We start from the raw sequence: 25,654 nt of genomic DNA, 5'->3' as shown, positions 1-25,654 counted from the left end.
AGTGAGACAGGAGGGCAAAGAACTTGTTATTTACAGGAATCTATGCTAAAATTGTTGAAGTATGAAAAGCAGCGAGATACTTGGTGTGGAGAGACTCTTGCAGACGGGTATCGTGTTGCTATAAAGAACGCACAATGGAGACCAGGAGGAAAAAGACAGGTATGAGTTTAGCTGATCATATTTTTATAGATATGTGTAAAGACGTAATTGAGAACGGAACCAGTACAGAAGGGGAGAAGGTCCGGCCAGTGTGGGAGGATGGCACTTCTGCTTATACGATCAAACGTTTTGGTGTTGTGAACCGTTATGATCTGAGAAAGGAATTTCCAGCGCTGACCCTTCGCAAGACCGCATTAAAGAGCGCTATGGATGAGATCCTCTGGATCTGGCAGAAGAAATCAAGCAACATTCATGACCTTCACAGCCATATCTGGGATAGCTGGGCTGACGAGAATGGCTCCATTGGAAAAGCGTATGGTTATCAGCTGGGTGTGAAGCATCAGTACAAAGAAGGCATGATGGATCAGGTAGACCGTGTTCTTTATGATCTGAAGAATAATCCATACAGCCGTCGTATTATGACCAATATTTATGTGCATGAAGATCTTCATGAGATGAATCTTTACCCATGTGCTTACTCTATGACCTTCAATGTAACAAAGGAGCCTGGAAAGGACAAGCTGACTTTAAATGCCATTTTGAACCAGCGCTCCCAGGATATCCTGGCTGCAAATAACTGGAATGTATGCCAGTACTCCCTTCTTCTTATGATGATCGCACAATGCTGTGACATGGAAGCCGGTGAGCTGGTACATGTGATCGCGGATTGTCATATTTATGACAGACATGTTCCGGTTATCAAGGAGCTGATTTCCAGGACACCTTATCCGGCACCGACTGTGAAACTGAATCCGAATGTGAAGAATTTCTATGATTTTACCACGGATGATCTGATCGTGGAGAATTATCAGACCTGGCCTCAGATTAAAAATATTCCGATTGCCATTTAAACATGGAGTAAATGAGAAAGGGTTCCAATGCCGCATGCGTTTCAGATATGGTGAGGCTGCTGTAGCGGGCTACGGCAACCGAATTTGGGCAAAATCTCCCGCAAAGTGGGGCGTGCAGATTGCGGGAATGATTTTTAGACACGCTCTAGGAGTTCGTATAAAGGAGATTATAAGAAATGAAAATAATAGTAGCTGCTGACAAAAACTGGGGAATTGGAAAAGACAATAAGCTTCTTGTAAGCATTCCGGCGGATATGAAAATGTTTCGTCAGGAGACCACTGGCAAGGTTTGTGTTATGGGAAGAAAGACCCTGGAGAGTTTCCCAGGAGGGCTTCCTCTTAAAAACCGCATAAACATCGTTCTTACCAGAAATGAGAATTACAAGGTGAAAGATGCCATAATCGTTCATTCTATTGAAGAGCTTATGGAAGAATTGAAAAAGTATCCGGCAGAAGATGTATACTGCATCGGCGGCGACACTATCTATAAGCAGCTTCTTCCTTATTGCGATGCTGCTCAAGTGACCAAGATCGATTTCGCCTATATTGCAGACAGTTATTTTCCGAATCTGGATGAAGATCCACAGTGGCATGTGGCAGCAGAGAGCGAAGAGCAGACATATTTTGATCTGGAATATAAGTTTGTGAGATATGAGAGAAATAAATAAGCGGGAAAATATAATGTGTTTTAAAAAAAATCAGTTCTGCCATCACGACAGAACTGATTTTTGTTATATGCTGTGTAGAGTGTGTTTGAAAAAATACGAAAAATGGGAAGCTTAAGGAATTATTCAATAACCTTCAGCCATCCCTCTGGAGCCTGGATGCGTCCCATCTGGATTCCGGTAAGGGTTTCATACAGCTTCTTGGTGATCGGTCCCATCTCGTTCATGCCGCTTGGGAAGCAAATCTCTTTGCCGTGGTCCACGATCTTTCCAACAGGAGAGATAACAGCAGCAGTACCGCAAAGACCGCACTCTGCGAAATCCTTCACTTCGTCGAAGTATACTTCTCTTTCCTCAGCCTCAAGTCCAAGGTACTCTTTCGCAACGTAGATCAGAGAACGACGTGTGATGGATGGAAGGATACTGTCAGACTTCGGAGTAACAACCTTGCCGTCTTTTGTTACGAATAAGAAGTTTGCTCCGCCTGTCTCTTCAACCTTGGTACGAGTCTTGGAATCAAGATACATGTTCTCATCGAATCCGTTCTTATGAGCGTCAACGATCGCATGAAGGCTCATTGCGTAGTTAAGACCAGCTTTGATATGACCGGTACCATTTGGTGCAGCACGGTCAAAGTCGCTGACACGGATTGTGATCGGCTTAGCGCCGCCTTTGAAGTATGGTCCGACAGGTGTGGTGAATACACGGAACTGATACTCGCTGGCAGGTTTTACACCGATAACAGCGTCGCTTCCGAACATGTACGGACGTACATATAAAGTAGCACCAGAACCATATGGCGGAACATATGCTGCATTTGCTTTAATTGTCTGAACAACTGCGTCAACAAAACGGTCTTTCGGGAATACAGGCATTTCCAGTCTTGCGGCGGAATGCTCCATACGCTCACCGTTCAGGTCAGGACGGAAAGTAACGATATGTCCGTCTTCTGTAGTATATGCTTTCATACCCTCAAAAACAGTCTGTGCATACTGAAGGACACCTGCACACTCACTGATGGTAACCATATCATCTGTGGTAAGGCCTCCCTCATCCCACTTGCCGTCTTTATAATTGGATACATAACGGTAGTCTGTTTTTACATAACCAAAGCCCAGGTTGCCCCAGTCAATGTTCTTTTTTTCCATAACAATTTCCTCCTAGCGTGGTTTTTGGGGGGAGATTCTTATTGTGAATCCCCAATGTTTTTACTATTGTAAAACTTTTACGTGTGAAATTCAATGGGAAAAGCAGATTTTTTAAGTGATTTTCCTGTGAAAAAGGTTACAAAAAGTATAATGTGTTTATATTTTATGGTGTCTTGTTTTTTGAGGGGGATTTTTGTATAATGATAAAACAAGCGTTGTGAAATAAAATATCCGGAGGAAAAGATGGGATATAACGAATTTGATGAACTTGGAGATAAGATCCAGAGCATCATTGACAGTGCAGTAAATGAAAAAAATTACCAGAAACTGAGCAAGAGTATTAATCAGGCGCTGAATAAGGCTATTGATAATGGGAGTGATGCCCTTCGGGATGCGCTTAATAATACTGTGGGCAGTGGGAAATATACCAATTACCGCAGCGGCAGTTCTTATGATTACAGAGAGAATCGATCCTGGGATTTTCAGAAGGATGGAAAGAAAAACCGGAGTACCGGGGAGGATCATGGAACTGGTTATCAAGGATATGCCGGTGCGAAAGGGAATGATTTGCGTAATGGAAACTTCCAGAAAAATGGTACAGGCAGGCAGGATACCAATCACCAGAATTCGGATCTGGCGTTGTATTTACCGACGAATGGAATCAAGGTCGGGGGAATTCTGAAGACAGTGTTTGGTGGGATTCTTACTGGAACATTTGGAATTGCTACAATGGTAGTTGGGGGAATTGGAGCTGGCTTTAGCAGCAGTGTAATGCTTGGAATTTCGGCTGTTCTGGCGGCATTTACGGTCGGCGGAGGTATTCTTCTTGGACAGGGCTGCAGCAGTCTTACCAGTTTAAGCCGCCGAAACAAGTATATCAAGGCTCTTGGCACTCACACCTACTGCAATTTCCAGCAGCTGGCACAGGCAGTCGGCAAGCCGGTGAAATTTGTAAAAAAAGATATCAAACGTATGATAAGCAAAGGCTGGTTCCTTCAGGGACATGTTGATAAACAGGAAACCTGCCTGATCACAAGTAATGAGACTTACGACCAATATGTAAGCACTCAGAAGCGGCTGGAAGAAAGAAATCATCAGCAGGATGAAGAGCGTGCACGCCAGGAGGCAGCGCTTCGTCAGCAGGCAGAGGAAAAAGAAAGGCAGAAATTTAACCAGCATGAACAGGCAGATGCCCGGGCGTGTGTGGAAGCAGAACGGGATGCTGCGGAAAGAATCAGACTTTCCCCGGAAGTCCGGCAGGTTCTGGATAAGGGAAATGACTTTCTTGATAAAATCCACCGCAGCAATGATGCCATTCCAGGAGAAGAGATTTCCAGAAAAATCTCCCGTATGGAGCTGATCATAGCGAAGATTTTTGAACGCGCCAAGGCTCATCCGGAGATTATTCCGGATTTGAACCGCCTTATGGATTATTATCTTCCTATGACTGTGAAGCTTTTGAATGCATATGAAGAAATGGACAGCCAGCCGGTTCAGGGAGAGAATATTACTTCTTCCAAGAAAGAAATCGAAGAGACTATTGATACGCTGAATGTGGCTTTTGAGAAGCTTCTGGATTCCATATTTGAAGACACGGCTATGGATGTATCCAGTGATATTTCTGTTCTTAACACAGTTTTGGCACAGGAAGGGCTGACTGAGGACGAGCTTACCCGTATGAGAAAAGAGGCTGAAAAAAACAGGCTCTAGCAGTGTGCGGAATGTTAAGTATATGAAAAGATAAGATTTGCAGCGGGGTTAGAGCGTGTTATAAAAATAACGAAAATGCCAAACTGAAGGCTGCTGATAAATATGGGCAGACCTATACACAAGGAGGATGCTATGGGAAACGAATTTACAGGTTTTGAAGATAACGCACCTACACTTACATTAGAACCGGATTTGGGAGAGCCAAAGGCAGAGATTGCAGCAGAGCCGGAAGCCGAAGCTGTGAAAAAGGAAATGGAACAGACCGTTCTCTCCCCGGAAGAACAGCAGATGGTAGACAGCTTTGCTAAGAAAATTGACATTGAGAATACTAACCAGATCCTCCAGTACGGTGCCGGAACCCAGAAGAAAATGGCTGATTTTTCCGATGCAGCTCTTGAAAATGTACGGACACAGGATCTGGGTGAGGTTGGAGAGCTGATCACCCAGGTGGTAGGCGAGCTTCGCGATTTTGATGCTGCTGAGGAGGAGAAAGGCTTTCTTGGCTTTTTCAAGAAACAGGGCAGCAAGATTGAAAATATGAAGAACCGCTACGCCAAGGCTGAGGTAAATGTGCAGAAGATCACTACCTCCCTTCAGGATCACCAGATGCGTCTCATGAAGGATTCCGCAGTTCTGGAAAAAATGTATGCCCAGAACCTGAACTATTATAAAGAACTGACCATGTACATCCTTGCAGGAAAACAGAAGCTGCAGGAAGTACGGGAGGGAAAATTAAAAGATCTGGAGGCAAAAGCAGCAGTCAGCGGACTTCCGGAGGATGCGCAGGAAGCCAAGGATCTGGACAGCAAGTGCAATCGTTTCGAGAAGAAGCTGCATGATCTGGAACTGACCAGAACCATTTCCCTGCAGACAGCACCGCAGATTCGTCTGGTGCAGAACAATGACACCCTTATGGTAGAAAAAATCCAGACAACCATTGTAAATACCATTCCACTTTGGAAGAGCCAGATGGTGCTGGCACTTGGAATCGCCCATTCCACAGAAGCAGCCCAGGCCCAGCGCCAGGTAACAGACCTGACAAATGAACTTTTGAAGAAAAATGCGGAGGCACTTCACCTTGCATCCACAGAGACTGCCAGGGAATCTGAGCGCGGAATCGTGGATATTGAGACTCTGAAGCAGACCAATCAGGAGCTGATCGCTACTTTGGATGATGTCATGAATATTCAGAAAGAGGGCCGCGCCAAGAGAGCCCAGGCAGAACTGGAAATGCGCAAGATGGAAGAAGACTTGAAGAATAAATTGTTGGAAATCCAGCATTAAATTGCAAAGAAAACAGGCTCTGGAGCCTGTTTGAAAATACTTGCAGAATGCTGTGAAAATAACTGTACAGCAGGGGTGTCAGAGACATCCCTTTTGTGCCTTTTTGCATAGAAAAGTTTGATAAGCGCCTGCGGTGTAAAAGTGAACTGCAAAGAATGCTATCAGTGAACAGTAATCAAAGAATATCATGTTCATAATATATGGAGGAATTTCGTATGTACAGAGACCATACCAAAGTAATTCAGATAGGAAATAAGAAGATTGGAGGCGGAAATCCCATTCTGATCCAGTCTATGACCAATACAAAAACAGAGGATGTGCAGGCAACCGTAGAGCAGATCCTTGCCCTGGAGGCTGCTGGCTGCGACATTATCCGCTGTGCAGTGCCGACCATGGAAGCGGCAAAGGCTCTGAAAGAGATCAAAAAACAAATTCACATTCCGCTGGTAGCAGATATTCATTTTGATTATCGTCTTGCGATTGCGGCTATGGAGAACGGTGCCGACAAGATCCGTATCAATCCCGGAAATATTGGAAGCACAGAGCGTATCAAGGCAGTTGTAGATGTGGCGAAGGAGCGGAATATTCCCATCCGTGTTGGGGTAAACAGCGGTTCCCTTGAGAAAGAACTTGTGGAGAAATATCACGGTGTTACCGCAGAAGGTCTGGTAGAAAGCGCCCTTGACAAGGTGCACATTATCGAAGAGCTTGGCTACGACAATCTGGTGATCAGCATCAAATCTTCTGATGTTATGATGTGCGCCAGGGCTCACGAACTGATTGCGGAACAGACCAGTTATCCTCTCCATGTGGGAATTACAGAGGCAGGAACCCTTTATTCTGGAAATATCAAATCTGCCATAGGGCTTGGTATTATTTTATACCAGGGAATCGGTGACACGATCCGCGTCTCCCTGACTGGTGCCCCTCTGGAAGAGATAAAATCTGCCAGACGTATCCTGAAAACCCTTGGACTTCGCAAAGGCGGCGTGGAAGTAGTATCCTGTCCAACCTGCGGGCGCACCCAGATCGATCTGATCGGTCTTGCAAATAAAGTAGAAACTATGGTGCAGGATATCCCTCTTGACATTAAAGTAGCTGTTATGGGCTGTGTGGTAAACGGCCCGGGAGAAGCGAAAGAAGCTGATATCGGAATTGCAGGCGGCGTAGGTGTAGGTCTTCTGATCAAAGGCGGTGAGATTGTGAAGAAAGTGCCGGAAGACCAGCTGCTGGATACCTTGAGAGAAGAATTGATGAACTGGGATAGCAATAAGACACAGAAATGACAGAAGGTGTATATTCTATAAATGGAAAAAGAATTTTTTGACGTATTTCCAAACTTAAAATTAAAACAGGAATTAAGTGAACTTCTGGAAGAGGTGATCGTCACCAAGGTTGCCTGCAACTCTGCCAAAACCTGTGTCCGGGTTTACCTGAAAAGCGACCGCTGGATCCATAAAAAGCATATTTTCAGCCTAGAAGAGCAGATTCAGAGACAGTGCTTTCCTGGTCTTGAAGTGAGTGTGAAGGTAATCGAGAAGTTCCATCTGTCCAGACAGTACACGCCAAAGAATTTCCTGGATACCTACCGCTCCAGCATGGAACTGGAGCTTCGCAATTACAACATGCTGGAATACAATCTGTTCAAGCAGGCACAGATCACATTTCCAGAAGATGACTGCCTGAATATGGCACTTCCGGATTCTGTGATTTCCAGACAGAAAAGTGAGATACTTATTGAATATCTTCACAAAGTATTCTGCGAGCGTTGTGGAATGGACCTGAAAGTTTCTCTGGATTATGTGCAGACGGAGGAGAGCAGGTACCGCAAAAATGCAGCTATCCAGATCCGTCAGGAAGTAGCTAATGTGCTGAAGCATGCCAGACTTTCCACAGAAAAAGAGAGCGCAGCACCAGCTCCTGCAGCTGAGGAAAAAACAGGAAAAGAGGCCGCAGCCGGCAAGACAGCCGCTGCCAGGCCGGAGAAAAAAGCAGAGGCAGCCAGTGAAAAGAAGCCTTTCGAGAAAAAGCCATTCGAAAAGAAAGGCAAATGGGGCGATTTCCGTGGTGGCTTCCGCAAGGATCCAAATCCGGATGTTATTTATGGAAGGGATTTTGAGGACGAGCCTATTCCATTGGAAAATATTGTGCAGGAAATGGGAGAGGTTATCATCCGCTGCCAGGTTATGGATGTGGAAGCGAGAGAAATCCGAAATGAGAAGACCATACTGATTTTCCCGGTTACGGATTTCACAGACTCCATCACAGTAAAAATGTTCCTGCGCAACGAGCAGGTGCCGGAGATCAAAGAGCATGTGAAAAAAGGTGCCTTCCTGAAAATCAAAGGCGTTACTTCTATTGACCGTTTCGATGGTGAGCTTACCATAGGCTCCATCTCCGGAATTAAGAAAATCTCCGATTTCCGCAGCTCCAGAGTGGACACCAGCCCTCAGAAGCGTGTGGAACTTCACTGTCATACGAAAATGAGCGATATGGATGGTGTAACCGAGGCAAAAGCGCTGGTAAAACGTGCCTACGAGTGGGGGCATCCTGCCATTGCCATCACAGATCATGGTGTGGTGCAGGCTTTCCCGGAGGCAAACCATTGCTTTGATGCGTGGGGAGGCTGCGTGCCAAAGGATTCTGATTTTAAGGTGCTTTACGGTATGGAGGCCTATCTGGTAGACGACTTAAAGGGTATGGTCACCAACCCGAAAAAACAGTCCCTGGACGGCAGATTCGTGGTTTTCGACATTGAGACCACAGGATTTTCCCCCCTTACCTGTAAGATCATTGAAATTGGTGCTGTATTGGTGGAAAATGGAAAGATCACAGATCGTTTTTCCACATTTGTCAATCCTCAGGTTCCAATTCCATTTCGAATTGAGCAGCTGACCAGTATTAATGACAGCATGGTTATGGATGCCCGTCCAATTGAAGAAATTTTACCGGAATTCCTGAAATTTTGTGAAGGAGCTACAATGGTAGCCCACAACGCAGATTTCGATATGAGTTTTATTATAGAGAATTGTAACCGCATGGGCATCCCAAATGATTTCACCTATGTGGATACGGTAGGTATGGCACGATTCCTGCTGCCTGCGCTGAACCGTTTTAAGCTGGATACCGTTGCCAAGGCAGTTGGCGTTTCCCTAGATCATCACCATCGTGCAGTTGATGACGCAGAGTGTACGGCACGTATTTTCGAGAAATTCGTGGGAATGTGCAGGGAAAGAGATATTACGGATGTAGACAAGCTGAATGAGCAGGGAAAGGTTTCCCCGGACACCATTAAGAAACTGCCTACTTACCATGCCGTTATTTTCATGCGAAATGAGACCGGCCGTATCAATCTGTACAAGCTGGTAAGCCAGTCCCATATCAAGTACTTTAACCACAGACCTCGTGTGCCAAAGAGCGTGTTTGAGGCACATCGGGAGGGACTTCTTATTGGAAGTGCCTGCGAGGCTGGTGAGCTTTACCAGGCTCTTTTGCGCAATGCACCGGAGCAGGAAATCGCAAGGCTGGTAAGCTTTTATGATTATCTGGAAATCCAGCCCCTTGGGAACAATATGTTTATGGTGGAGGATGAAAAGAATGATACGGTTCATTCGAAAGAGGATCTGATTGAGATCAACAAAAAGATTGTAAAGCTTGGTGAACAGTTTAACAAGCTGGTTGTTGCTACCTGTGACGTTCATTTTATGGATCCCCAGGATGAAATCTATCGCCGTATTATCATGGCTGGAAGCGGCTTCAAGGATGCCGACAATCAGGCACCTCTTTATCTTCGCACTACTGAGGAAATGCTGGAGGAGTTTTCCTATCTGGGAAGCGAGAAGGCAGAGGAAGTGGTAATTACAAATACAGTGAAAATTGCGGATATGATAGAGAAAATGTCACCGATCCATCCGGATAAATATCCGCCGGTTATTGAGAATTCTGACCAGGACTTAAAGGATATGTGCTTCCAGAAAGCCCATGAAATGTACGGTGAAGTGCTTCCCAAGATCGTAGAAGACCGTCTGGACAAAGAGCTGAATTCCATTATTTCCAATGGATATGCGGTGATGTATATTATTGCCCAGAAGCTGGTGTGGAAGTCCAATGCAGATGGTTATCTGGTGGGCTCCCGAGGGTCTGTAGGTTCTTCCCTGGCGGCTACCATGTCTGGTATTACAGAGGTAAATCCTCTGCCTCCCCATTATCTGTGCCCCAATCCGGAGTGTAAGTACAGTGACTTTGATTCTCCGGAGATCAAGGCCTTTTCCGGTATGGCGGGATGCGATATGCCAGACAGGATCTGTCCAAAGTGCGGCACCAGGATGACCAAACAGGGCTTTGACATTCCCTTTGAGACCTTCCTTGGATTCAAAGGAGATAAGGAGCCTGATATTGACCTGAACTTCTCAGGAGAGTATCAGTCCAATGCCCATCATTATACAGAGGTTATATTCGGAAAAGGTCAGACCTTCAAGGCGGGAACCATCGGTACCCTTGCGGATAAAACCGCATTCGGATATGTAAAGAACTATTTTGAAGAGCGGGGGCAGCACAAGCGTTCCTGCGAGATCAACCGTATTGTACAGGGGTGTACCGGTATCCGGCGAAGCACCGGACAGCATCCTGGCGGAATTATTGTACTCCCAATGGGAGAGGAAATAGAGAAATTTACCCCGGTCCAGTACCCGGCGAACGATTCCAGCAGTGGATTTATCACCACCCATTTTGACTACCATTCCATTGATGGAAACCTGCTGAAGCTGGATATTCTGGGACACGATGATCCCACCATGATCCGTACCCTTGAGGATATGACAGACCTGAATGCAAGAGAGGTTCCTCTTGATGACAAGGCGGTTATGTCACTTTTTGCCAGTACAGAAGCTCTTGGAATTGATCCGAAGGATATCGGCGGCTGCAAGCTTGGCTGTCTGGGAATTCCAGAATTTGGTACTGATTTCGCCATGCAGATGCTTGTGGATACCAAGCCGAAATATTTTTCTGATCTGGTCCGTATTGCCGGACTTTCCCACGGTACGGATGTATGGCTGGGAAATGCGCAGACACTGATCGAAGAGGGAAAAGCTACTATTTCCACGGCAATCTGTACCCGAGATGATATTATGATCTACCTGATCGGTCAGGGTGTGGAAAGTGGTCTTGCCTTTACTATTATGGAGAGCGTCCGTAAAGGAAAAGGCCTTCGGGATGAGTGGATCACCACCATGAAAGAACACGGCGTTCCGGACTGGTATATCTGGTCCTGCAAAAAAATCAAATATATGTTCCCGAAAGCCCATGCGGCAGCTTACGTTATGATGGCATACAGAATCGCCTGGTTCAAGGTATTCCAGCCGCTGGCTTATTACGGTGCATATTTCAGTATCCGTGCCACAGCTTTTTCCTATGAACTGATGTGTATGGGAAAAGAAAAGCTGGAGTTTTATATGGCAGAGATACGCAAGAAAGGGGACGCTGCATCCAAAAAAGAGCAGGATACCCTGAAAGATATGCGTATTGTCCAGGAAATGTATGCAAGAGGTTATGATTTTATGCCCATTGATATTTACCGGGCGAAGGCACATCGTTTCCAGATCATAGAAGGAAAACTGATGCCGTCCATTGATTCTATAGAGGGTCTTGGAGATAAGGCGGCAGATGCTGTAGTGGATGCTGCTGTACAGGGAAGATTTCTTTCCAAGGATGATTTCCGTGACAGGACCAAGGTCAGCAAGACCGTAATTGATCTGATGGATAAACTTGGATTATTTGGAGATATTCCACAATCCAACCAGATTTCATTGTTTGATTTCTAACGCTGGTTAAATAAGAGTAATATGAATTTAGGAGGTTCCATGAAAACAGAAGAACTGCGCTACCTACAACGTCTGGCGGAGCTCTACCCCACCATCGGGAAGGCTTCTACAGAGATCATCAACCTTCAGTCCATTCTCAATCTTCCAAAAGGCACCGAGCATTTTCTTTCCGATATCCATGGAGAGTACGAGGCTTTTTCCCATGTGCTTCGAAACGGCTCGGGAGCTGTGCGAAAGAAGATAGATGATGTATTTGGACATACCTTAAGCAACAGTGACAAGCGTTCCCTGGCAACTCTCGTGTATTACCCGAAGGAAAAAATTGCCTATGTGAAGAAAAAAGAGTCTGATATGCAGAACTGGTACAAGATCACCCTGTACCGTCTTATTGAAGTGTGCAAGACAACTGCCTCCAAATATACCAGATCCAAGGTTCGTAAGGCATTGCCTTCGGATTATGCATATGTGATCGAAGAGCTGATCACGGAGAAAGCAGAAGTTCTGGATAAAGAGGCTTATTACGATTCCATTGTGGATACCATTATAGATATCGGCAGGGCAGAGAACTTCATTATCGCTCTTGCTGAACTGATCCAGAGACTGGTTGTAGACCACCTTCATGTGCTTGGAGATATATATGACAGAGGTCCCGGTCCTCATTTTATTATGGACAGACTGATGGATTATCATTCTCTGGATATTCAGTGGGGAAACCATGATGTGGTATGGATGGGCGCCGCTGTAGGACAGGCTGCCTGTATGACCACAGTGATCCGTAACAGTATCCGTTACGGCAATCTGGATATTCTGGAGGATGGTTATGGAATCAATATGATGCCTCTTGCTGCTTTTGCCATGGAGGTTTACGGGGATGATCCCTGCCAGGTATTTGAAGTACATGGCAATCCTTCCAATTACAATGCTCTTGAGAAAGAGCTGAGCAGGAAAATGCACAAAGCCATTTCCATTATCCAGTTTAAGCTGGAAGGGGTACTGGCGAAAGAACATCCGGATTTTCATATGGAGAATCGATGCGTTCTGGAGGGGATTGATCCGGAGAAGGGCACTGTGCAGCTGCCGGATGGAAGTATGCATAATCTTCTGGACACCCATTTTCCAACCATTGACTGGGAACATCCTTATGAGCTGACAGATGGGGAAAAAGAAGTAGTGGAGCGCCTGAGCTCAGCATTTCGAAACTGCGAGAAGCTTCAGAACCACATGCAGCTGCTTCTGGATAAAGGCGGCCTTTATAAGACCTATAACGGGAACCTTCTTTTCCATGGAAGTATTCCGCTGAACGAGGATGGAACTCTGAAAGAAGTTGAGATTTACGGTGAGACTTGTAAAGGCAAGGCACTTTATGATAAACTGGAAGCCTACGTAAGAAAAGCTTTTTTTACCGTAGATGAGAAGGAGAAGAAAGCAAGCCAGGATATTCTGTGGTATATCTGGGCCGGGCCTAATTCTCCCCTTTATGGAAAAGATAAAATGACTACCTTCGAGCGTTATTTTATCGCAGATAAAGAGACACACAAAGAGAAAAAGAATGCCTACTATCACCTCTGGGAAAAAGAAGAGGTAGTAAATCGTATGCTGGAAGAATTCGGGCTGGATCCGGATGAGGGGCATATTATCAATGGTCACGTGCCTGTTCATCAGCTGGAGGGAGAGAATCCGGTGAAATGTGATGGCAAGGTGATCGTAATTGACGGTGGTTTTTGTGAGGCATACCGGAATGTGACCGGTATTGCCGGATATACTCTTGTTTACAGTTCCTATGGTCTGAGCCTGACTGCCCATGAGCCTTTTACTTCGGCGGAAGATGCAGTGGAAACAGAGAGGGACATTGTGTCCAACCGTGTGGCTGTCCGCTATAATCCAAGGCGTGCCCTTGTGGGAGATACGGATAACGGTAAGGCACTGAAAGAACGAATTCAGGAGCTGAAACAGCTTTTGGATGCCTACAGAAAAGGCGTTATAAAGGAGAAAAAATAAGGAGACTAAGGAAAAATGGGTGGAATTTTTGGTGTTGCGTCAAAGTCTGATTGTGTAATGGATCTTTTTTTTGGAATTGATTATCACTCCCATCTGGGTACAAGAAGGGGCGGAATGACCGTTTATAGCAGGAGCAGTGGATTTAACCGCGTGATCCATAATATTGAGAACTCACCGTTCCGTACCAAATTTGACAAAGATGTGGCAGAGATGGAAGGCAATCTTGGAATAGGCTGTATTTCTGACAATGAACCGCAGCCTCTTCTGGTGCGTTCCCATCTGGGAAATTTTGCAATTACAACAGTAGGCAAGATCAATAATATAGAAGCTTTGGTAGAGAAATGCTTCAAAGACGGGCATACCCATTTTCTGGAGATGAGCGGTGGCAGTGTGAATCCTACAGAGGTGACTGCAGCGCTGATCAATCAGAAGGATAGTATTGTTGAGGGAATCCGCTATGCACAGGAGATGATCGAGGGCTCTATGACCCTTCTTCTTATGACAGGGGAGGGCATTTACGCAGCACGCGACCGTTATGGAAGAACTCCTCTTGTAATCGGCAAGAAGGAAGATGCATGCTGTGCTTCTTTTGAAAGTCATGCCTACATTAATCTTGGCTATGAAGACCTGAAAGAGCTGGGACCTGGAGAGATTGATTTTATTACCCCGGAGGGAGCCCAGGTTCTGCAGAAGCCAGGAGACAAGATGCGAATCTGTTCTTTCCTCTGGGTATATTATGGATATCCAACCTCCACTTATGAGGGGGTAAATGTAGAGGAAATGCGTTACAAATGCGGCGATATTCTGGCAGGAAGAGATGCCGGAGAAGTGAATCCGGATCTGGTTGCAGGAGTACCGGATTCCGGTATTGCACATGCCATCGGCTATGCTAACCGCTCTGGTGTGCCGTTTGCCCGTCCGTTTATTAAATATACGCCCACATGGCCAAGATCTTTTATGCCGACTCAGCAGAGCCAGCGAAATCTTATCGCCAGAATGAAACTGATCCCAGTACATAAACTGATCAAAGATAAAAGCCTCCTTATGATTGACGACTCTATCGTAAGAGGTACCCAGCTTCGTGAGACAACAGAATTCCTCTATAACAATGGTGCTAAGGAGGTTCATATCAGACCTGCCTGCCCGCCGCTTTTATATGGATGTAAGTACCTGAATTTCTCACGCTCTAAGTCAGAGATGGATCTGATCACAAGAAGGATCATTGCGAAACGTGAAGGGGACAATGTATCAGACAGGATTTTGCAGGATTATGCAAATCCGGATTCTACAAACTACAAAGAAATGCTGGAAGAAATCCGCAAGGAACTGAATTTTACATCCCTGAAATATCATCGTCTGGATGATCTGAAGAAGTCAATTGATATTGAACCGTGCAAGCTTTGCACTTATTGCTGGAACGGACAGGAATAAACAGGAGGTGACTGCCTGTGAAAAAGCACAACAAAGATGTACTAAAAGCAACGCTGTTTGCCCTGATTGCCATATTTATCATGATTGGAGCAGCGGGGCTTCTGTTTGCCGAACATAAGAAAAAGATTCAGAAGGAGCAGCAGAAGAAGGCTGCTATTGAGGCTTTGGAAAGGGTGCCCACAGTGACACCGACTCCAGTGGCTACAGCTACGCCCACACCGGAGCCTACGGCCACAGTGACACCGACTCCTGTGATCACCCGGGCACCGGCGTTCGTGGCAAATGATTATATGGGTACCTGGTACAGCAAGGATGGACTGGTGACACTGTCTATAGACGACCTTACCCTGAAGTCTGTTACTTTTACTTTTTCTCAGGCTGGTGACAATGCCGGCACTAAGGTTTCGGAAGCTTCGGACACTGCAAAAGTGGCTGGAAATGCAGCAAAGCTTTCCTTTACAGATTCCTGGGGAAACCAGGTGCGTGGAAATATGACCTTTGATCAGGGCAAACTTTATCTGCGCCTTAATACAGCTTCCCCTGCAGAGGGTGCCGGGGTGACACCAAAGGTAGATGGGGTCCTTACAAGGGAGAAAGCCGCTTCTGTGACACAGGCACCTTCAGTGACTCCGGCTGATAATACAGATAAAACGGATCTCTCTTCCCAGGATTATATATTCCCGGACAGCAACAGCCGATACCTTACAGATGAGGATTTGTCGGGCTATTCATCTGACCAGCTGGAACTGGCGAAAAATGAGATTTACGCCCGACATGGCAGGAAATTTGTGACACAGAGAATTGCGGATTATTTTAACAGTAAATCCTGGTATAAGGGAACTGTGGAGCCGGAGACCTTTGATGCAGATACTTCTGTGTTTAATGAATATGAAGTCGCAAATATTCAGAAAATTGCAGATACGGAAGGAAAGCTTCGAAGTGAAGGAAAGTAACGGATATATGAAAAATACTTTACGGAATGTTACGAGTGAATGGTAATAACTTTATTTATGGTATAGAAAATGAGGGGGAAATCGCATCCCCCTCATTTTGTACCTGTTCAGTACCTTTGCAATTACGGCATTTTTTTACTATCAGTACGGCCAACCAGATAGTCAATGCTGGTTTCATAATAATTTGCAAGGCGGATCAGCATTTCGATTGGAATGTTCCTGGAGCCAGTTTCGTAGTGGGAGTAGGAACGCTGGCTGATGTGAAGGATATCACTGATCTGCTTCTGGGACAGATCAGCGTCTGTCCGAAGGTCTTGAATTCTCTGAAATTTCATAGGTTCACCTCTTTTTCTTCTGTAGAGTCTGCAGGGACCAAATGTAACGAACAACGAAAAACGTCTGGCCCCGAATCCTTTCAGAAAGTATAAATCAGAACGAAATGCACTATTGCAATTCAGAGCAAAATGGGCTATAATGAATTTTGTATATCTTTTAATCATATCTTTTTTACTTTTATTCTTTTTTATTCCAGAGATACATTGAAATGGCAGAGCAGATTCGTATATGGGGAAGGACTGTATCTGCAGAAAGGGATAAGATTGTTTGCAAGTGTTTTATCAGCGGCGATTTCCGGAATGGAAGTCTGCCCGGTTCAGGTGGAAGCTGATGTAAGCAGCGGTCTGCCTTGTTTTACCATGGTTGGATTTCCCAGCACCCAGGTGAAAGAAGCACAGGACAGAGTGCGCACAGCGTTAAAAAATAATGGGATCAGTCTGCCGCCTAAGAAGGTGACGGTGAATCTGGCACCTGCTGATCTGCGAAAAGAGGGGGCCGGTTTTGACCTGCCTGTGGCAGCAGCGGTGCTGGCAGCATCGGGATTTATAGAACCACAGCTTCTTCGGAATGTAATGGTGGTTGGCGAACTCAGTCTGAATGGGGAGGTAAGGAGTGTATCCGGAGTGCTGCCAAGAGTGATCCGGGCAAGGGAACTGGGATGCCGGTATTGTATCATTCCGTTTGAAAATCTGGCAGAAGGAGCTCTGGTGAAGGATATGAAAGTGGTCGGAGTTCAAAATATAAAAGAAGTTTTGAAGCTTGTCTCAGATCCGGATGCATTTGGAAAAGAAAATCAGTTTTCAGAGGAAAATTCAGAAGAGAATCAGACAGAAGAGAGTCTGGTGGATTTCGGGGAAATCTGTGGTCAGGAGAGTGCCAGAAGAGCTGCTGAGATTGCAGTCAGCGGATTTCACAACATCCTGTTTATCGGCCCTCCGGGCACTGGGAAGACCATGCTTGCCAAAAGAATACCTACGATCATGCCCTCTCTTACTTTTGAGGAAAGCCTGGAGCTTACAAAAATCTACAGCATTGCTGGACTTTTAAGTCCAAAGAGACCATTAATTAAGGCAAGACCCTTTCGAAGTCCGCATCATACCAGTTCGTCTGCAGCTCTGGCTGGAGGCGGAAGAATCCCGGGTCCTGGTGAAGTGACCCTGGCTCACAGAGGCGTTCTGTTTCTGGATGAAATGCCGGAATTTGCAAGAGGCAGCCTGGAAGTGCTGCGACAGCCCCTGGAGGACAAGCAGATCCAGCTGTCAAGGGCAAGTGGAACGTACGTGTTTCCGGCGGGATTTATTCTGGTAGCAGCCATGAACCCCTGTCCCTGCGGCTATTATCCGGATATGAATAAATGCAGGTGCACACCTGGCGAGGTGAGTCATTATCTTCATAAGCTGAGCCAGCCCCTTCTGGAGCGGATCGATCTATGTGCAGATGTGCCGCCTGTTAATTTTTCCCAGATCTCAGAAGAAAAACCAGGAGAAAGTTCTGCCCTTATCCGGAAAAGAGTGGAAAAAGCCAGAAGAATACAGCAGAAACGCTACCAGAATGAGAAAATCTGTTTTAACGGAGAACTGTCCGGGAAGCAGATCCGGAAATACTGTGTGCTGACAGAGAATGCCATTCAGGTGGCAAAAAATGCTTTTGAGCTTATGGAACTCAGTGCAAGATCCTATCACCGGATTCTGAAGGTTTCACGCACCATTGCGGATATGGAAGGGGAGGAACTGATACACACAAGACATGTTGCAGAAGCCCTTACTTACAAAGCATTTGATAAGAAGTACAGAAGCTGAATGAATTTATTCATAAAACCGCACGCAGGGAGGTATTTTAGTATGGAAGCAATGCAGAAAATCAAATGTTTAACTATAGAGGATTCCAATTTTCCAGATCGTTTGAGAAAACTTTCCGGAATGCCAAAAAAACTGTACTACATCGGAAACCTGCCAGATCCGAAGAAGCCTGCTGCAGCAGTGGTAGGTGCCCGCATGTGCAGTCCTTATGGCAGATGTCAGGCATTTAAATATGCAAGAACCATGGCAAGCTACGGTGTGCAGATCATCAGTGGAATGGCAAGAGGAATTGATGCAGAGGGGCATAAAGGTGCACTGGATACGGACACTCCTACTTTTGCAGTGCTGGGAAGCGGAGTGGACGTGTGTTATCCCAATTCCAACAGATGGCTTTATCAGCGGATCCTGGAAAAAGGCGGCGGGATCATCAGCGAGCTTCCCCCGGGCTCTCCGCCTGTGAACTGGGCTTTTCCGGCAAGAAACCGGATCATCAGCGGACTTTCCGATGCTGTTCTTGTGGTAGAAGCCAAGGAACAGAGCGGTTCCCTGATCACTGCAAACTTTGCCCTGGAACATGGACACAGTGTTTATGCCCTTCCGGGAGCTGTGACAGAGGAACTGAGCAGAGGCTGCAACAAGCTGATTTTCGATGGTGCAGGAATCGCTTACAGCCCGGAAATCATGCTTATGGAATGGGGAATCGAGGCAAAAAACAGACCTCAAAATGTGGAAAAAAAGAAGTTGGGGCTTGCACCGGATTTGGATTTGGTGTATAGTGGTCTCGATTTACGACCTGAAAATCTGGATAATTTAATACGGAAAACCGGTTTTTCAGCATCAAAAGTCTGTGCTCTTCTGACAGAACTTCAGCTAATGGGGCTTGTGGGAGAGACAGGCAGACAATACTACAGAATATCAGGGGGATAATTTGTAGTGTATGTAGACTGAATACAAAGTAGGAGAGGTAGTATGGCTAAATATCTGGTGATAGTTGAGTCACCTGCAAAAGTAAAGACAATAAAGAAATTTCTTGGGGCAAATTATGAGGTAGAGGCATCTAACGGACATGTCCGTGATTTTCCCAAGAGTCAGTTTGGAATAGATGTGGAGAATGATTTCGAGCCGAAATATATAACCATCCGTGGTAAGGGGGAATTGCTTGCCAAACTTCGCAAGGCAGCCAAAAAAGCTGATAAGATTTATCTTGCCACTGACCCTGACCGTGAAGGAGAAGCAATTTCCTGGCACTTGATGCAGGCTCTGAAAGAAGATCCGGATAAAATGCACCGAATCACTTTCAATGAGATCACAAAGACTGCTGTAAAGGATTCCCTGAAGCATGCACGAGGTCTGAATATGAATCTTGTAGATGCACAGCAGGCGAGAAGAATGCTGGACCGTATGGTGGGGTATACCATCAGCCCGCTTCTCTGGGCGAAAGTAAAGAGAGGTTTAAGTGCTGGCCGTGTGCAGTCTGTTGCACTTCGCATCATCTGTGACAGGGAGGAGGAGATTAATTCTTTTATCCCGGAAGAATACTGGAGCCTGAATGGTGAATTCCTTGTGGATGGCGAGAAAAAGCCTCTGGAGGCTAAATTCTACGGAACAGACAAGAAGATGGATATCCACAATAAAGCTGAGATGGACGAGATTCTTAAGACTCTTAAGAACGAAGAATTTGAGATCTCTGAGGTGAAAAAAGGCGAGAGAATCAAGAATGCTCCGCTTCCTTTTACTACCAGTACCCTTCAGCAGGAGGCATCCAAAACACTGAATTTTTCCACCCAGAAGACTATGCGTCTGGCACAGCAGCTTTATGAGGGTGTTGACATCAAGGGCAACGGTACTGTAGGTGTGATCACATATCTTCGTACTGATTCTGTACGTATTTCTGATGAGGCAGATGCGGCAGCAAGAAGCTATATCGGCAGTCAGTATGGAGAAGAATATGTGTCAGAAACTGCCAAGACAGTGAAGAAGGGACAGAAGATCCAGGATGCTCATGAGGCTATCCGCCCAACTGATATCAGCCGTACACCTGTACAGATAAAAGAATCCCTTACACGAGATCAGTTCCGTTTGTATCAGCTGATCTGGAAGCGTTTTGCGGCCAGCCGTATGGCTCCTGCAAAGTATGAGACTACCTCTGTAAAAGTGGCTGGTGGAGATTATACGTTCACTGTGTCCGCCTCCAAGGTGGCATTTGACGGCTTCCTTTCGGTATATATGCAGGAAGAGGATATGAAGAAGGGAAATGTATTAAGCCAGAGCCTGAGCAAAGGCATGAAGCTGAAACTGAAAGAGTTAAAGCCGGAACAGCATTTTACCCAGCCGCCGGCACATTATACAGAGGCTTCCCTGGTAAAGACCATGGAGGAGCTTGGAATCGGCCGTCCGAGTACTTATGCGCCGACCATCACCACCATTATCAGCCGCCGCTATGTTTCCAAGGAGCAGCGTAACCTTTATGTGACAGAGCTGGGCGAGGTGGTAAACAGTATTATGAAGCAGGCGTTCCCAAGCATTGTGGACGTGAATTTCACGGCTACCATGGAGGGACTTCTGGACTGTGTGGAGAATGGTACTGTACAGTGGAAGACAGTAGTCCGGAACTTCTATCCGGATCTGAAACATGATGTGGATGCTGCCCAGGAAGAGCTGGAGAAAGTAGACATCCATGATGAAGAGACCGATGTGATCTGTGATAACTGCGGTCGTCATATGGTGATTAAATATGGTCCTCACGGACGTTTCCTTGCATGCCCGGGATTTCCGGAATGCCGCAATACCAAGCCTTATTATGAAAAGATTGGTGTAGCCTGCCCGAAGTGTGGTAAGGAAGTGGTGCTTAAGAAGACGAAGAAAGGCCGTAAGTATTACGGTTGTGAAGATAATCCGGAATGTGACTTTATGTCATGGCAGAAGCCATCGGATAAGAAATGTCCGGTGTGCGGAAGCTACATGGTGGAAAAAGGAAATAAACTGGTGTGCAGCCAGGAAACCTGCGGCTATGTAGAAACCAGGCCGAAGGATGAAAAAGAAAATTAAGGTTGCTGTGAAGCTCGCGAACAGTAACAAATTAAGAAGTTTTCGGGAAAGATCCCCTGCAAGGCAGATGTATTATGTTTTGCAGGGGATTTTTTAAATAAAAGCTCTATTACTTCCATTGTTTGATGAATAGTTTCAAAAACGTGATATTTTCAGAAAAGCTAAACAAAATTGAAAAATAGTAAAAAATAGCTTGTAAATAGTTTGAAAAACGTGTAGTATTAGAATAACAGGTAAAGTCAGAGCATGCCTGAAAAATGCTTTCTGCAAAATCTCCTGCAAAGTGGAGCGTATAGATTGCGGGAGTGGGTTTTCAAACAGGCTCTCATGTAACAAAAGCGAAGGGAGGACAAAATGAGCGTTCAGTTACTTGATAAAACAAGAAAAATCAATAAACTTCTCCATAACAGCAGTTCCAGTAAGGTGGTTTTTAATGATATCTGCCAGGTTCTGATGGATACTTTAAGTTCTAATATCCTGGTTCTCAGCAAGAAAGGCAAGGTGCTTGGTGTAAGCTTTTGCCCGGGAGTTGAGGAAATCCAGGAGCTGATAGCTGATGAGGTGGGCGGTCATGTTGACCCTCTGCTGAATGAGCGTTTTTTAGGGGTATTATCTACCAAAGAGAACGTGAATCTTCAGACACTTGGATTTGAGCATGTTTCCAGCAGCTATCAGGGAATCATCAATCCTATTGATATTGCAGGAGAACGTCTTGGAACGGTGTTTATGTACCGCAAGGATCGTCCATATGATATTGAGGATATTATTGTCAGTGAATACGGCACCACAGTTGTAGGTCTTGAGATGATGCGAGCTGTACATGAAGAGAATGCTGAGGAAGACCGAAAGAAACAGGTTGTGAAATCTGCTTTTAACACACTTTCTTTCTCTGAACTGGAAGCTATCATCCATATTTTTGATGAGCTTGACGGAGATGAGGGAATTCTTGTTGCCAGCAAGATTGCAGACAGAGTAGGTATTACCAGATCAGTAATCGTAAATGCACTCCGCAAGTTCGAGAGCGCAGGCGTTATTGAGTCCCGGTCATCCGGTATGAAGGGAACCTATATCAAGGTTCTCAATGAAGTGATCTTTGATGAATTAGAAGAGATTAAGGCCCAGAGAAATAAAAAGGCCTGAGTGAATTCAATAAATAACAAACAAGTGTACAGAAGAACTGTTTTCCTTTGAACGTGTTTGAAAAAGGCTTTCTGCAAATTGTGAAGTTGCAGATTGCAGGAACGCTTTTTCAAACACGCTCTGGAGGGCAGTTCTTTTTTGTGTATAACAGGAAACTTCGTTGGAATTCATGATTTCACAAAAAAACTTTACCAGGCAGTCTTCAGAAGCTTCGAAATAGAAAAAAATTCAGAAAATTTTTAAAGTGAGAAAACAAGAGAAAAAAAGAGCATAAAAGAGAATAAAAAAGAATATACTTAAAAATGCAACTATGAAAAGAGTTGCACAAATAACGATAATTCAATAATATAATGGACAGTGATTAGCACTCGGCAATAATGAGTGCTAGCAAGGAAAAGAAAAGCAATTCTAAAGGAGGACATAGATCATGAAATTAGTTCCATTAGGCGACAGAGTTGTATTAAAACAGTTAGAAGCAGAAGAGACAACAAAATCCGGTATCGTTCTTCCAGGACAGGCACAGGAGAAACCACAGCAGGCAGAAGTAATCGCAGTAGGACCTGGCGGAGTTGTTGACGGCAAAGAAGTGAAAATGGAAGTTACTGTAGGCGACAAGGTTATCTATTCCAAATATTCAGGAACAGAGGTTAAGCTTGACGGTGAAGAGTATATCATTGTAAAACAGAGCGATATTCTTGCAATTGTGAAATAAGACATAACCTTATAAATAACTTGAAATCAGGAGGATGATTCATTATGGCAAAAGAGATTAAATATGGCGCAGAAGCCAGAACAGCATTAGAGGCTGGTGTAAATAAACTTGCTGATACCGTAAGAGTAACACTTGGACCGAAAGGAAGAAACGTAGTACTTGATAAACAGTTCGGTGCTCCGCTTATCACAAACGATGGTGTTACAATCGCAAAAGAGATTGAGCTTGAGGATGCTTTCGAGAACATGGGCGCTCAGCTGATCAAGGAAGTTGCATCCAAAACAAACGATGTAGCTGGTGACGGTACTACAACTGCTACTGTACTTGCTCAGGCAATGGTTCACGAAGGAATGAAGAACCTGGCAGCAGGTGCTAACCCGATCGTTATGAGACGCGGTATGAAGAAAGCTACAGATACTGCTGTAGAAGCAATCAAGAACATGAGCCAGAAAGTAAGCGGAAAGAAACAGATCGCAAACGTTGCATCTATTTCCGCCGGAGATAAAGAAGTCGGAGAGCTTGTTGCAAATGCAATGGAGAAAGTTTCCAACGACGGTGTTATTACTGTAGAAGAGTCCAAGACCATGCACACAGAGCTTGACCTTGTAGAAGGTATGCAGTTTGACCGTGGATATATTTCCGCATACATGTCCACTGATATGGAGAAGATGGAAGCAAACCTTGAGGATCCATATATTCTGATCACAGACAAGAAAATCTCCAACATTCAGGAAGTTCTTCCGCTGCTGGAGCAGATCGTACAGGCTGGAGCAAAACTTCTTATCATCGCTGAGGATGTTGAGGGTGAGGCTCTTACCACTCTGATCGTAAACAAATTAAGAGGAACCTTCCAGGTAGTAGCTGTAAAAGCTCCTGGCTATGGTGACAGAAGAAAAGAAATGCTTCAGGATATCGCAATCCTGACAGGTGGTACTGTAATTTCTGACGAGGTAGGTCTTGAACTGAAAGATGCTACAATGGCTCAGTTAGGACGTGCAAAATCTGTTAAAGTTGCAAAAGAGAATACTGTTATTGTTGATGGTATGGGAGATAAAGAAGCAATTGCCAATCGTGTTGCCCAGATCCGTGCTCAGATTGAGGAGACAAAATCTGATTTCGACAGAGAGAAGCTTCAGGAAAGACTTGCAAAGCTTGCTGGCGGCGTAGCAGTGGTTCGTGTTGGTGCAGCTACTGAGACTGAGATGAAAGAAGCAAAACTTCGTATGGAAGATGCTCTTGCAGCTACCAGAGCAGCTGTTGAAGAAGGAATCATTGCAGGAGGTGGTTCTGCATATATCCACGCTTCCAAAGAGGTCGCAAAACTTGCAGCAGATCTTGAGGGAGATGAGAAGACTGGTGCAAACATCATCCTGAAAGCACTGGAAGCTCCGCTGTTCCGTATTGCAGCTAATGCAGGCCTTGAAGGTGCAGTTATCATCAACAAAGTAAGAGAGTCTGAGCCAGGTGTTGGTTTTGATGCTCTGAACGAGAAATATGTAAACATGGTAGACGAAGGAATCCTTGATCCTGCAAAGGTTACAAGAAGTGCTCTTCAGAACGCAACAAGTGTTGCTTCTACTCTGCTTACAACTGAGTCTGTTGTTGCAAATATCAAAGAAGATACTCCGGCAATGCCAGCTGGCGGTCAGGGTATGGGAATGATGTAATTTCCAGCAACGGAAAACAGAACGGAAAATCCATGAATGGATTTTTGAAAGTATAATTCAGAACTCATAAGGGTCGGTGTCAAAGACGCTGACCCTTTTGCATTCAATAAAAGTCATTTTTTACAGTAACTGTGTACTGTTACTGTTCACTGGTAACGTTCCGCGAGGCGTTTTTTGTGAACAAAGTTCACAGAAAACCCGAGAATTGCGGCGCAAAATCATGCGAATGCATGATTTCTGTGCATCGCGAAGCGCGTTACTGTGAACGGAGTGAACAGTAACTGTGTACTGACAATATTCTGCGTTTTATCAGGAACAATGTTCACAGGAAAACTTTTGTGTGTTATACTTAAAACAACATGCTGGCTGGCAAAAAAAACAAAGGAGAATTGTAATATGAGCGATTTATATTCCGAGCTGCTTGTAAAAAAAGAGAGGACCGCAAAGGACAGGCTGGTAAAAGGCGGTATCATTGCACTGATCGTGCTTCTGGTACTCGCAGGACTGTTTATTATGCCCCCGCTTCTGATCGCGGCAATTGTGCTGGGAGTCTGTGCCTATCTTTTTATCTTTCCAGGCACTGATCTGGAATTTGAGTACCTGTTTGTAAACGGAGAACTTGACATTGACAAGATCATGGCAAAGTCCAAGAGAAAAAGAGTAAAAAGCCTGAACATCACAGAATGTGATATTATGGCACCTCTTAACTCACATAGAATGGACTATTACAACAGCAACCAGAAGCTGAAAGTACAGGATTTTTCCTCCGGAAATCCGGAACATAAGCGTTTTGCAATTGTCTGCCGCGATGGCGCAGATACCTGCAAAGTAATTATCGAGCCAGATGAAATATTGGCAAAAACCATGAGAAATACTGCTCCGAGCAAAGTATTTTTAGATTAATTTACTAGATTGACACACTTTTAGTTTTTTG

Annotated in this window: 18 protein-coding genes and 2 pseudogenes; 17 read left to right on the top strand and 3 right to left on the bottom strand. The window is 45.0% G+C overall.

All coding sequences use genetic code 11. The features are described from left to right. The first annotated feature begins 161 nt into the window (after nt 1-161). On the top strand, nt 162-1,010 hold the full coding sequence (gene thyA / locus ACESTK_RS12445; RefSeq protein ID WP_368368683.1) for a thymidylate synthase: 849 nt from the start codon (nt 162-164) through the stop codon (nt 1,008-1,010). Here thyA and ACESTK_RS12440 read toward each other — a convergent pair. Then, nucleotides 985-1,107: pseudogene (locus ACESTK_RS12440) on the bottom strand (hypothetical protein); the annotation flags it as partial. The gene thyA and the pseudogene ACESTK_RS12440 sit on opposite strands and share 26 nt — an antisense overlap. Between ACESTK_RS12440 and ACESTK_RS12435 the strand changes: the two are divergent. Together ACESTK_RS12435 and ACESTK_RS12430 are read left to right on the top strand one after the other, a co-directional pair. Next, a pseudogene (locus ACESTK_RS12435) lies at nt 1,057-1,209 on the top strand (DUF6783 domain-containing protein); the annotation flags it as partial. The pseudogenes ACESTK_RS12440 and ACESTK_RS12435 sit on opposite strands and share 51 nt — an antisense overlap. Further along, on the top strand, nt 1,187-1,678 hold the full coding sequence (locus tag ACESTK_RS12430; protein ID WP_173718256.1) for a dihydrofolate reductase: 492 nt from the start codon (nt 1,187-1,189) through the stop codon (nt 1,676-1,678). The pseudogene ACESTK_RS12435 and the gene ACESTK_RS12430, both read left to right, overlap by 23 nt. A 119-nt stretch (nt 1,679-1,797) precedes the next feature. On the opposite strand, the gene ACESTK_RS12425 is transcribed toward ACESTK_RS12430, so the two are convergent. Further along, the gene (locus tag ACESTK_RS12425) at nt 1,798-2,823 is read right to left on the bottom strand and encodes a branched-chain amino acid aminotransferase (protein ID WP_148462786.1); all 1,026 of its coding nucleotides are present in this window, start codon (nt 2,821-2,823) and stop codon (nt 1,798-1,800) included. 243 nt (nt 2,824-3,066) lie between these two features. Here ACESTK_RS12425 and ACESTK_RS12420 point away from each other — a divergent pair, with 243 nt between their 5' ends. The 7 genes from ACESTK_RS12420 (at nt 3,067) to ACESTK_RS12390 (ending at nt 16,018) form a co-directional block, all read left to right on the top strand. Further along, on the top strand, nt 3,067-4,533 hold the full coding sequence (locus ACESTK_RS12420) for a 5-bromo-4-chloroindolyl phosphate hydrolysis family protein (RefSeq protein ID WP_373119879.1): 1,467 nt from the start codon (nt 3,067-3,069) through the stop codon (nt 4,531-4,533). Between the two features lie 132 nt (nt 4,534-4,665). Next, a complete protein-coding gene (locus ACESTK_RS12415; RefSeq protein WP_173773358.1) occupies nt 4,666-5,817 on the top strand; it encodes a toxic anion resistance protein in 1,152 nt (383 codons plus the stop codon). Between the two features lie 215 nt (nt 5,818-6,032). Then, entirely contained in the window at nt 6,033-7,103 is a 1,071-nt protein-coding gene (gene ispG / locus ACESTK_RS12410; protein WP_118579186.1) for a flavodoxin-dependent (E)-4-hydroxy-3-methylbut-2-enyl-diphosphate synthase, read from the top strand. A gap of 21 nt (nt 7,104-7,124) precedes the next feature. Next, entirely contained in the window at nt 7,125-11,636 is a 4,512-nt protein-coding gene (locus tag ACESTK_RS12405; RefSeq protein ID WP_373119876.1) for a PolC-type DNA polymerase III, read from the top strand. Between the two features lie 21 nt (nt 11,637-11,657). Continuing rightward, nucleotides 11,658-13,634 carry a fructose-1,6-bisphosphatase gene (locus ACESTK_RS12400; protein ID WP_373119874.1) on the top strand — a complete coding sequence of 659 codons (1,977 nt, stop codon included), beginning with the start codon at nt 11,658-11,660 and terminating at the stop codon, nt 13,632-13,634. A gap of 15 nt (nt 13,635-13,649) precedes the next feature. Then, nucleotides 13,650-15,065, top strand: a complete 1,416-nt coding sequence (locus ACESTK_RS12395; protein WP_148462780.1) for an amidophosphoribosyltransferase — start codon at nt 13,650-13,652, stop codon at nt 15,063-15,065. A gap of 17 nt (nt 15,066-15,082) precedes the next feature. After that, the gene (locus ACESTK_RS12390) at nt 15,083-16,018 is read left to right on the top strand and encodes a YARHG domain-containing protein (RefSeq protein ID WP_373119873.1); all 936 of its coding nucleotides are present in this window, start codon (nt 15,083-15,085) and stop codon (nt 16,016-16,018) included. A 122-nt stretch (nt 16,019-16,140) separates the two neighbouring features. Here ACESTK_RS12390 and ACESTK_RS12385 read toward each other — a convergent pair whose 3' ends face one another. Further along, nucleotides 16,141-16,353 (bottom strand): helix-turn-helix domain-containing protein, encoded by a 213-nt coding sequence (locus ACESTK_RS12385; protein ID WP_373119871.1) that lies wholly within the window; start codon nt 16,351-16,353, stop codon nt 16,141-16,143. Between the two features lie 204 nt (nt 16,354-16,557). Between ACESTK_RS12385 and ACESTK_RS12380 the strand changes: the two genes are divergently transcribed. The 7 genes from ACESTK_RS12380 to ACESTK_RS12350 all read left to right on the top strand — a co-directional run bounded on the left by ACESTK_RS12380 (nt 16,558) and on the right by ACESTK_RS12350 (nt 25,623). Next, nucleotides 16,558-18,153 (top strand): YifB family Mg chelatase-like AAA ATPase, encoded by a 1,596-nt coding sequence (locus ACESTK_RS12380; RefSeq protein ID WP_373119870.1) that lies wholly within the window; start codon nt 16,558-16,560, stop codon nt 18,151-18,153. A 42-nt stretch (nt 18,154-18,195) separates the two neighbouring features. After that, nucleotides 18,196-19,080: a DNA-processing protein DprA gene (gene dprA / locus ACESTK_RS12375; protein ID WP_118579174.1), complete on the top strand. Its 885-nt coding sequence runs from the start codon at nt 18,196-18,198 to the stop codon at nt 19,078-19,080. Between the two features lie 42 nt (nt 19,081-19,122). After that, nucleotides 19,123-21,201 (top strand): type I DNA topoisomerase, encoded by a 2,079-nt coding sequence (gene topA, locus ACESTK_RS12370; RefSeq protein WP_373119868.1) that lies wholly within the window; start codon nt 19,123-19,125, stop codon nt 21,199-21,201. A 354-nt stretch (nt 21,202-21,555) separates the two neighbouring features. Continuing rightward, nucleotides 21,556-22,341: a GTP-sensing pleiotropic transcriptional regulator CodY gene (gene codY / locus ACESTK_RS12365; protein WP_118579172.1), complete on the top strand. Its 786-nt coding sequence runs from the start codon at nt 21,556-21,558 to the stop codon at nt 22,339-22,341. 427 nt (nt 22,342-22,768) lie between these two features. After that, a complete protein-coding gene (groES, locus tag ACESTK_RS12360) occupies nt 22,769-23,053 on the top strand; it encodes a co-chaperone GroES (RefSeq protein WP_118579169.1) in 285 nt (94 codons plus the stop codon). A gap of 44 nt (nt 23,054-23,097) precedes the next feature. Continuing rightward, nucleotides 23,098-24,720 (top strand): chaperonin GroEL, encoded by a 1,623-nt coding sequence (gene groL / locus ACESTK_RS12355; RefSeq protein WP_195477787.1) that lies wholly within the window; start codon nt 23,098-23,100, stop codon nt 24,718-24,720. A gap of 396 nt (nt 24,721-25,116) precedes the next feature. After that, nucleotides 25,117-25,623 (top strand): DUF6106 family protein, encoded by a 507-nt coding sequence (locus ACESTK_RS12350; RefSeq protein ID WP_195983262.1) that lies wholly within the window; start codon nt 25,117-25,119, stop codon nt 25,621-25,623. The last annotated feature ends 31 nt before the right edge of the window (nt 25,624-25,654 follow it).

Source organism: Ruminococcus sp. Marseille-P328, assembly GCF_964249465.1.
Lineage (GTDB): Bacteria > Bacillota > Clostridia > Lachnospirales > Lachnospiraceae > Blautia_A > Blautia_A faecis.
This window is presented reverse-complemented; position numbering and strand designations above follow the sequence as displayed.

Bases quoted from the DNA above. Each gene is read 5' to 3' on its own strand.
- groL (WP_195477787.1), top strand. From the start codon at position 23,098: ATGGCAAAAGAGATTAAATATGGCGCAGAAGCCAGAACAGCATTAGAG.
- codY (WP_118579172.1), top strand. From the start codon at position 21,556: ATGAGCGTTCAGTTACTTGATAAAACAAGAAAAATCAATAAACTTCTC.
- ACESTK_RS12415 (WP_173773358.1), top strand. From the start codon at position 4,666: ATGGGAAACGAATTTACAGGTTTTGAAGATAACGCACCTACACTTACA.
- ACESTK_RS12350 (WP_195983262.1), top strand. From the start codon at position 25,117: ATGAGCGATTTATATTCCGAGCTGCTTGTAAAAAAAGAGAGGACCGCA.
- groES (WP_118579169.1), top strand. From the start codon at position 22,769: ATGAAATTAGTTCCATTAGGCGACAGAGTTGTATTAAAACAGTTAGAA.
- ACESTK_RS12385 (WP_373119871.1), bottom strand. From the start codon at position 16,353: ATGAAATTTCAGAGAATTCAAGACCTTCGGACAGACGCTGATCTGTCC.
- topA (WP_373119868.1), top strand. From the start codon at position 19,123: ATGGCTAAATATCTGGTGATAGTTGAGTCACCTGCAAAAGTAAAGACA.
- thyA (WP_368368683.1), top strand. From the start codon at position 162: ATGAGTTTAGCTGATCATATTTTTATAGATATGTGTAAAGACGTAATT.
- ispG (WP_118579186.1), top strand. From the start codon at position 6,033: ATGTACAGAGACCATACCAAAGTAATTCAGATAGGAAATAAGAAGATT.
- ACESTK_RS12400 (WP_373119874.1), top strand. From the start codon at position 11,658: ATGAATTTAGGAGGTTCCATGAAAACAGAAGAACTGCGCTACCTACAA.
- ACESTK_RS12395 (WP_148462780.1), top strand. From the start codon at position 13,650: ATGGGTGGAATTTTTGGTGTTGCGTCAAAGTCTGATTGTGTAATGGAT.
- ACESTK_RS12425 (WP_148462786.1), bottom strand. From the start codon at position 2,823: ATGGAAAAAAAGAACATTGACTGGGGCAACCTGGGCTTTGGTTATGTA.
- ACESTK_RS12430 (WP_173718256.1), top strand. From the start codon at position 1,187: ATGAAAATAATAGTAGCTGCTGACAAAAACTGGGGAATTGGAAAAGAC.
- ACESTK_RS12420 (WP_373119879.1), top strand. From the start codon at position 3,067: ATGGGATATAACGAATTTGATGAACTTGGAGATAAGATCCAGAGCATC.
- dprA (WP_118579174.1), top strand. From the start codon at position 18,196: ATGGAAGCAATGCAGAAAATCAAATGTTTAACTATAGAGGATTCCAAT.
- ACESTK_RS12405 (WP_373119876.1), top strand. From the start codon at position 7,125: ATGGAAAAAGAATTTTTTGACGTATTTCCAAACTTAAAATTAAAACAG.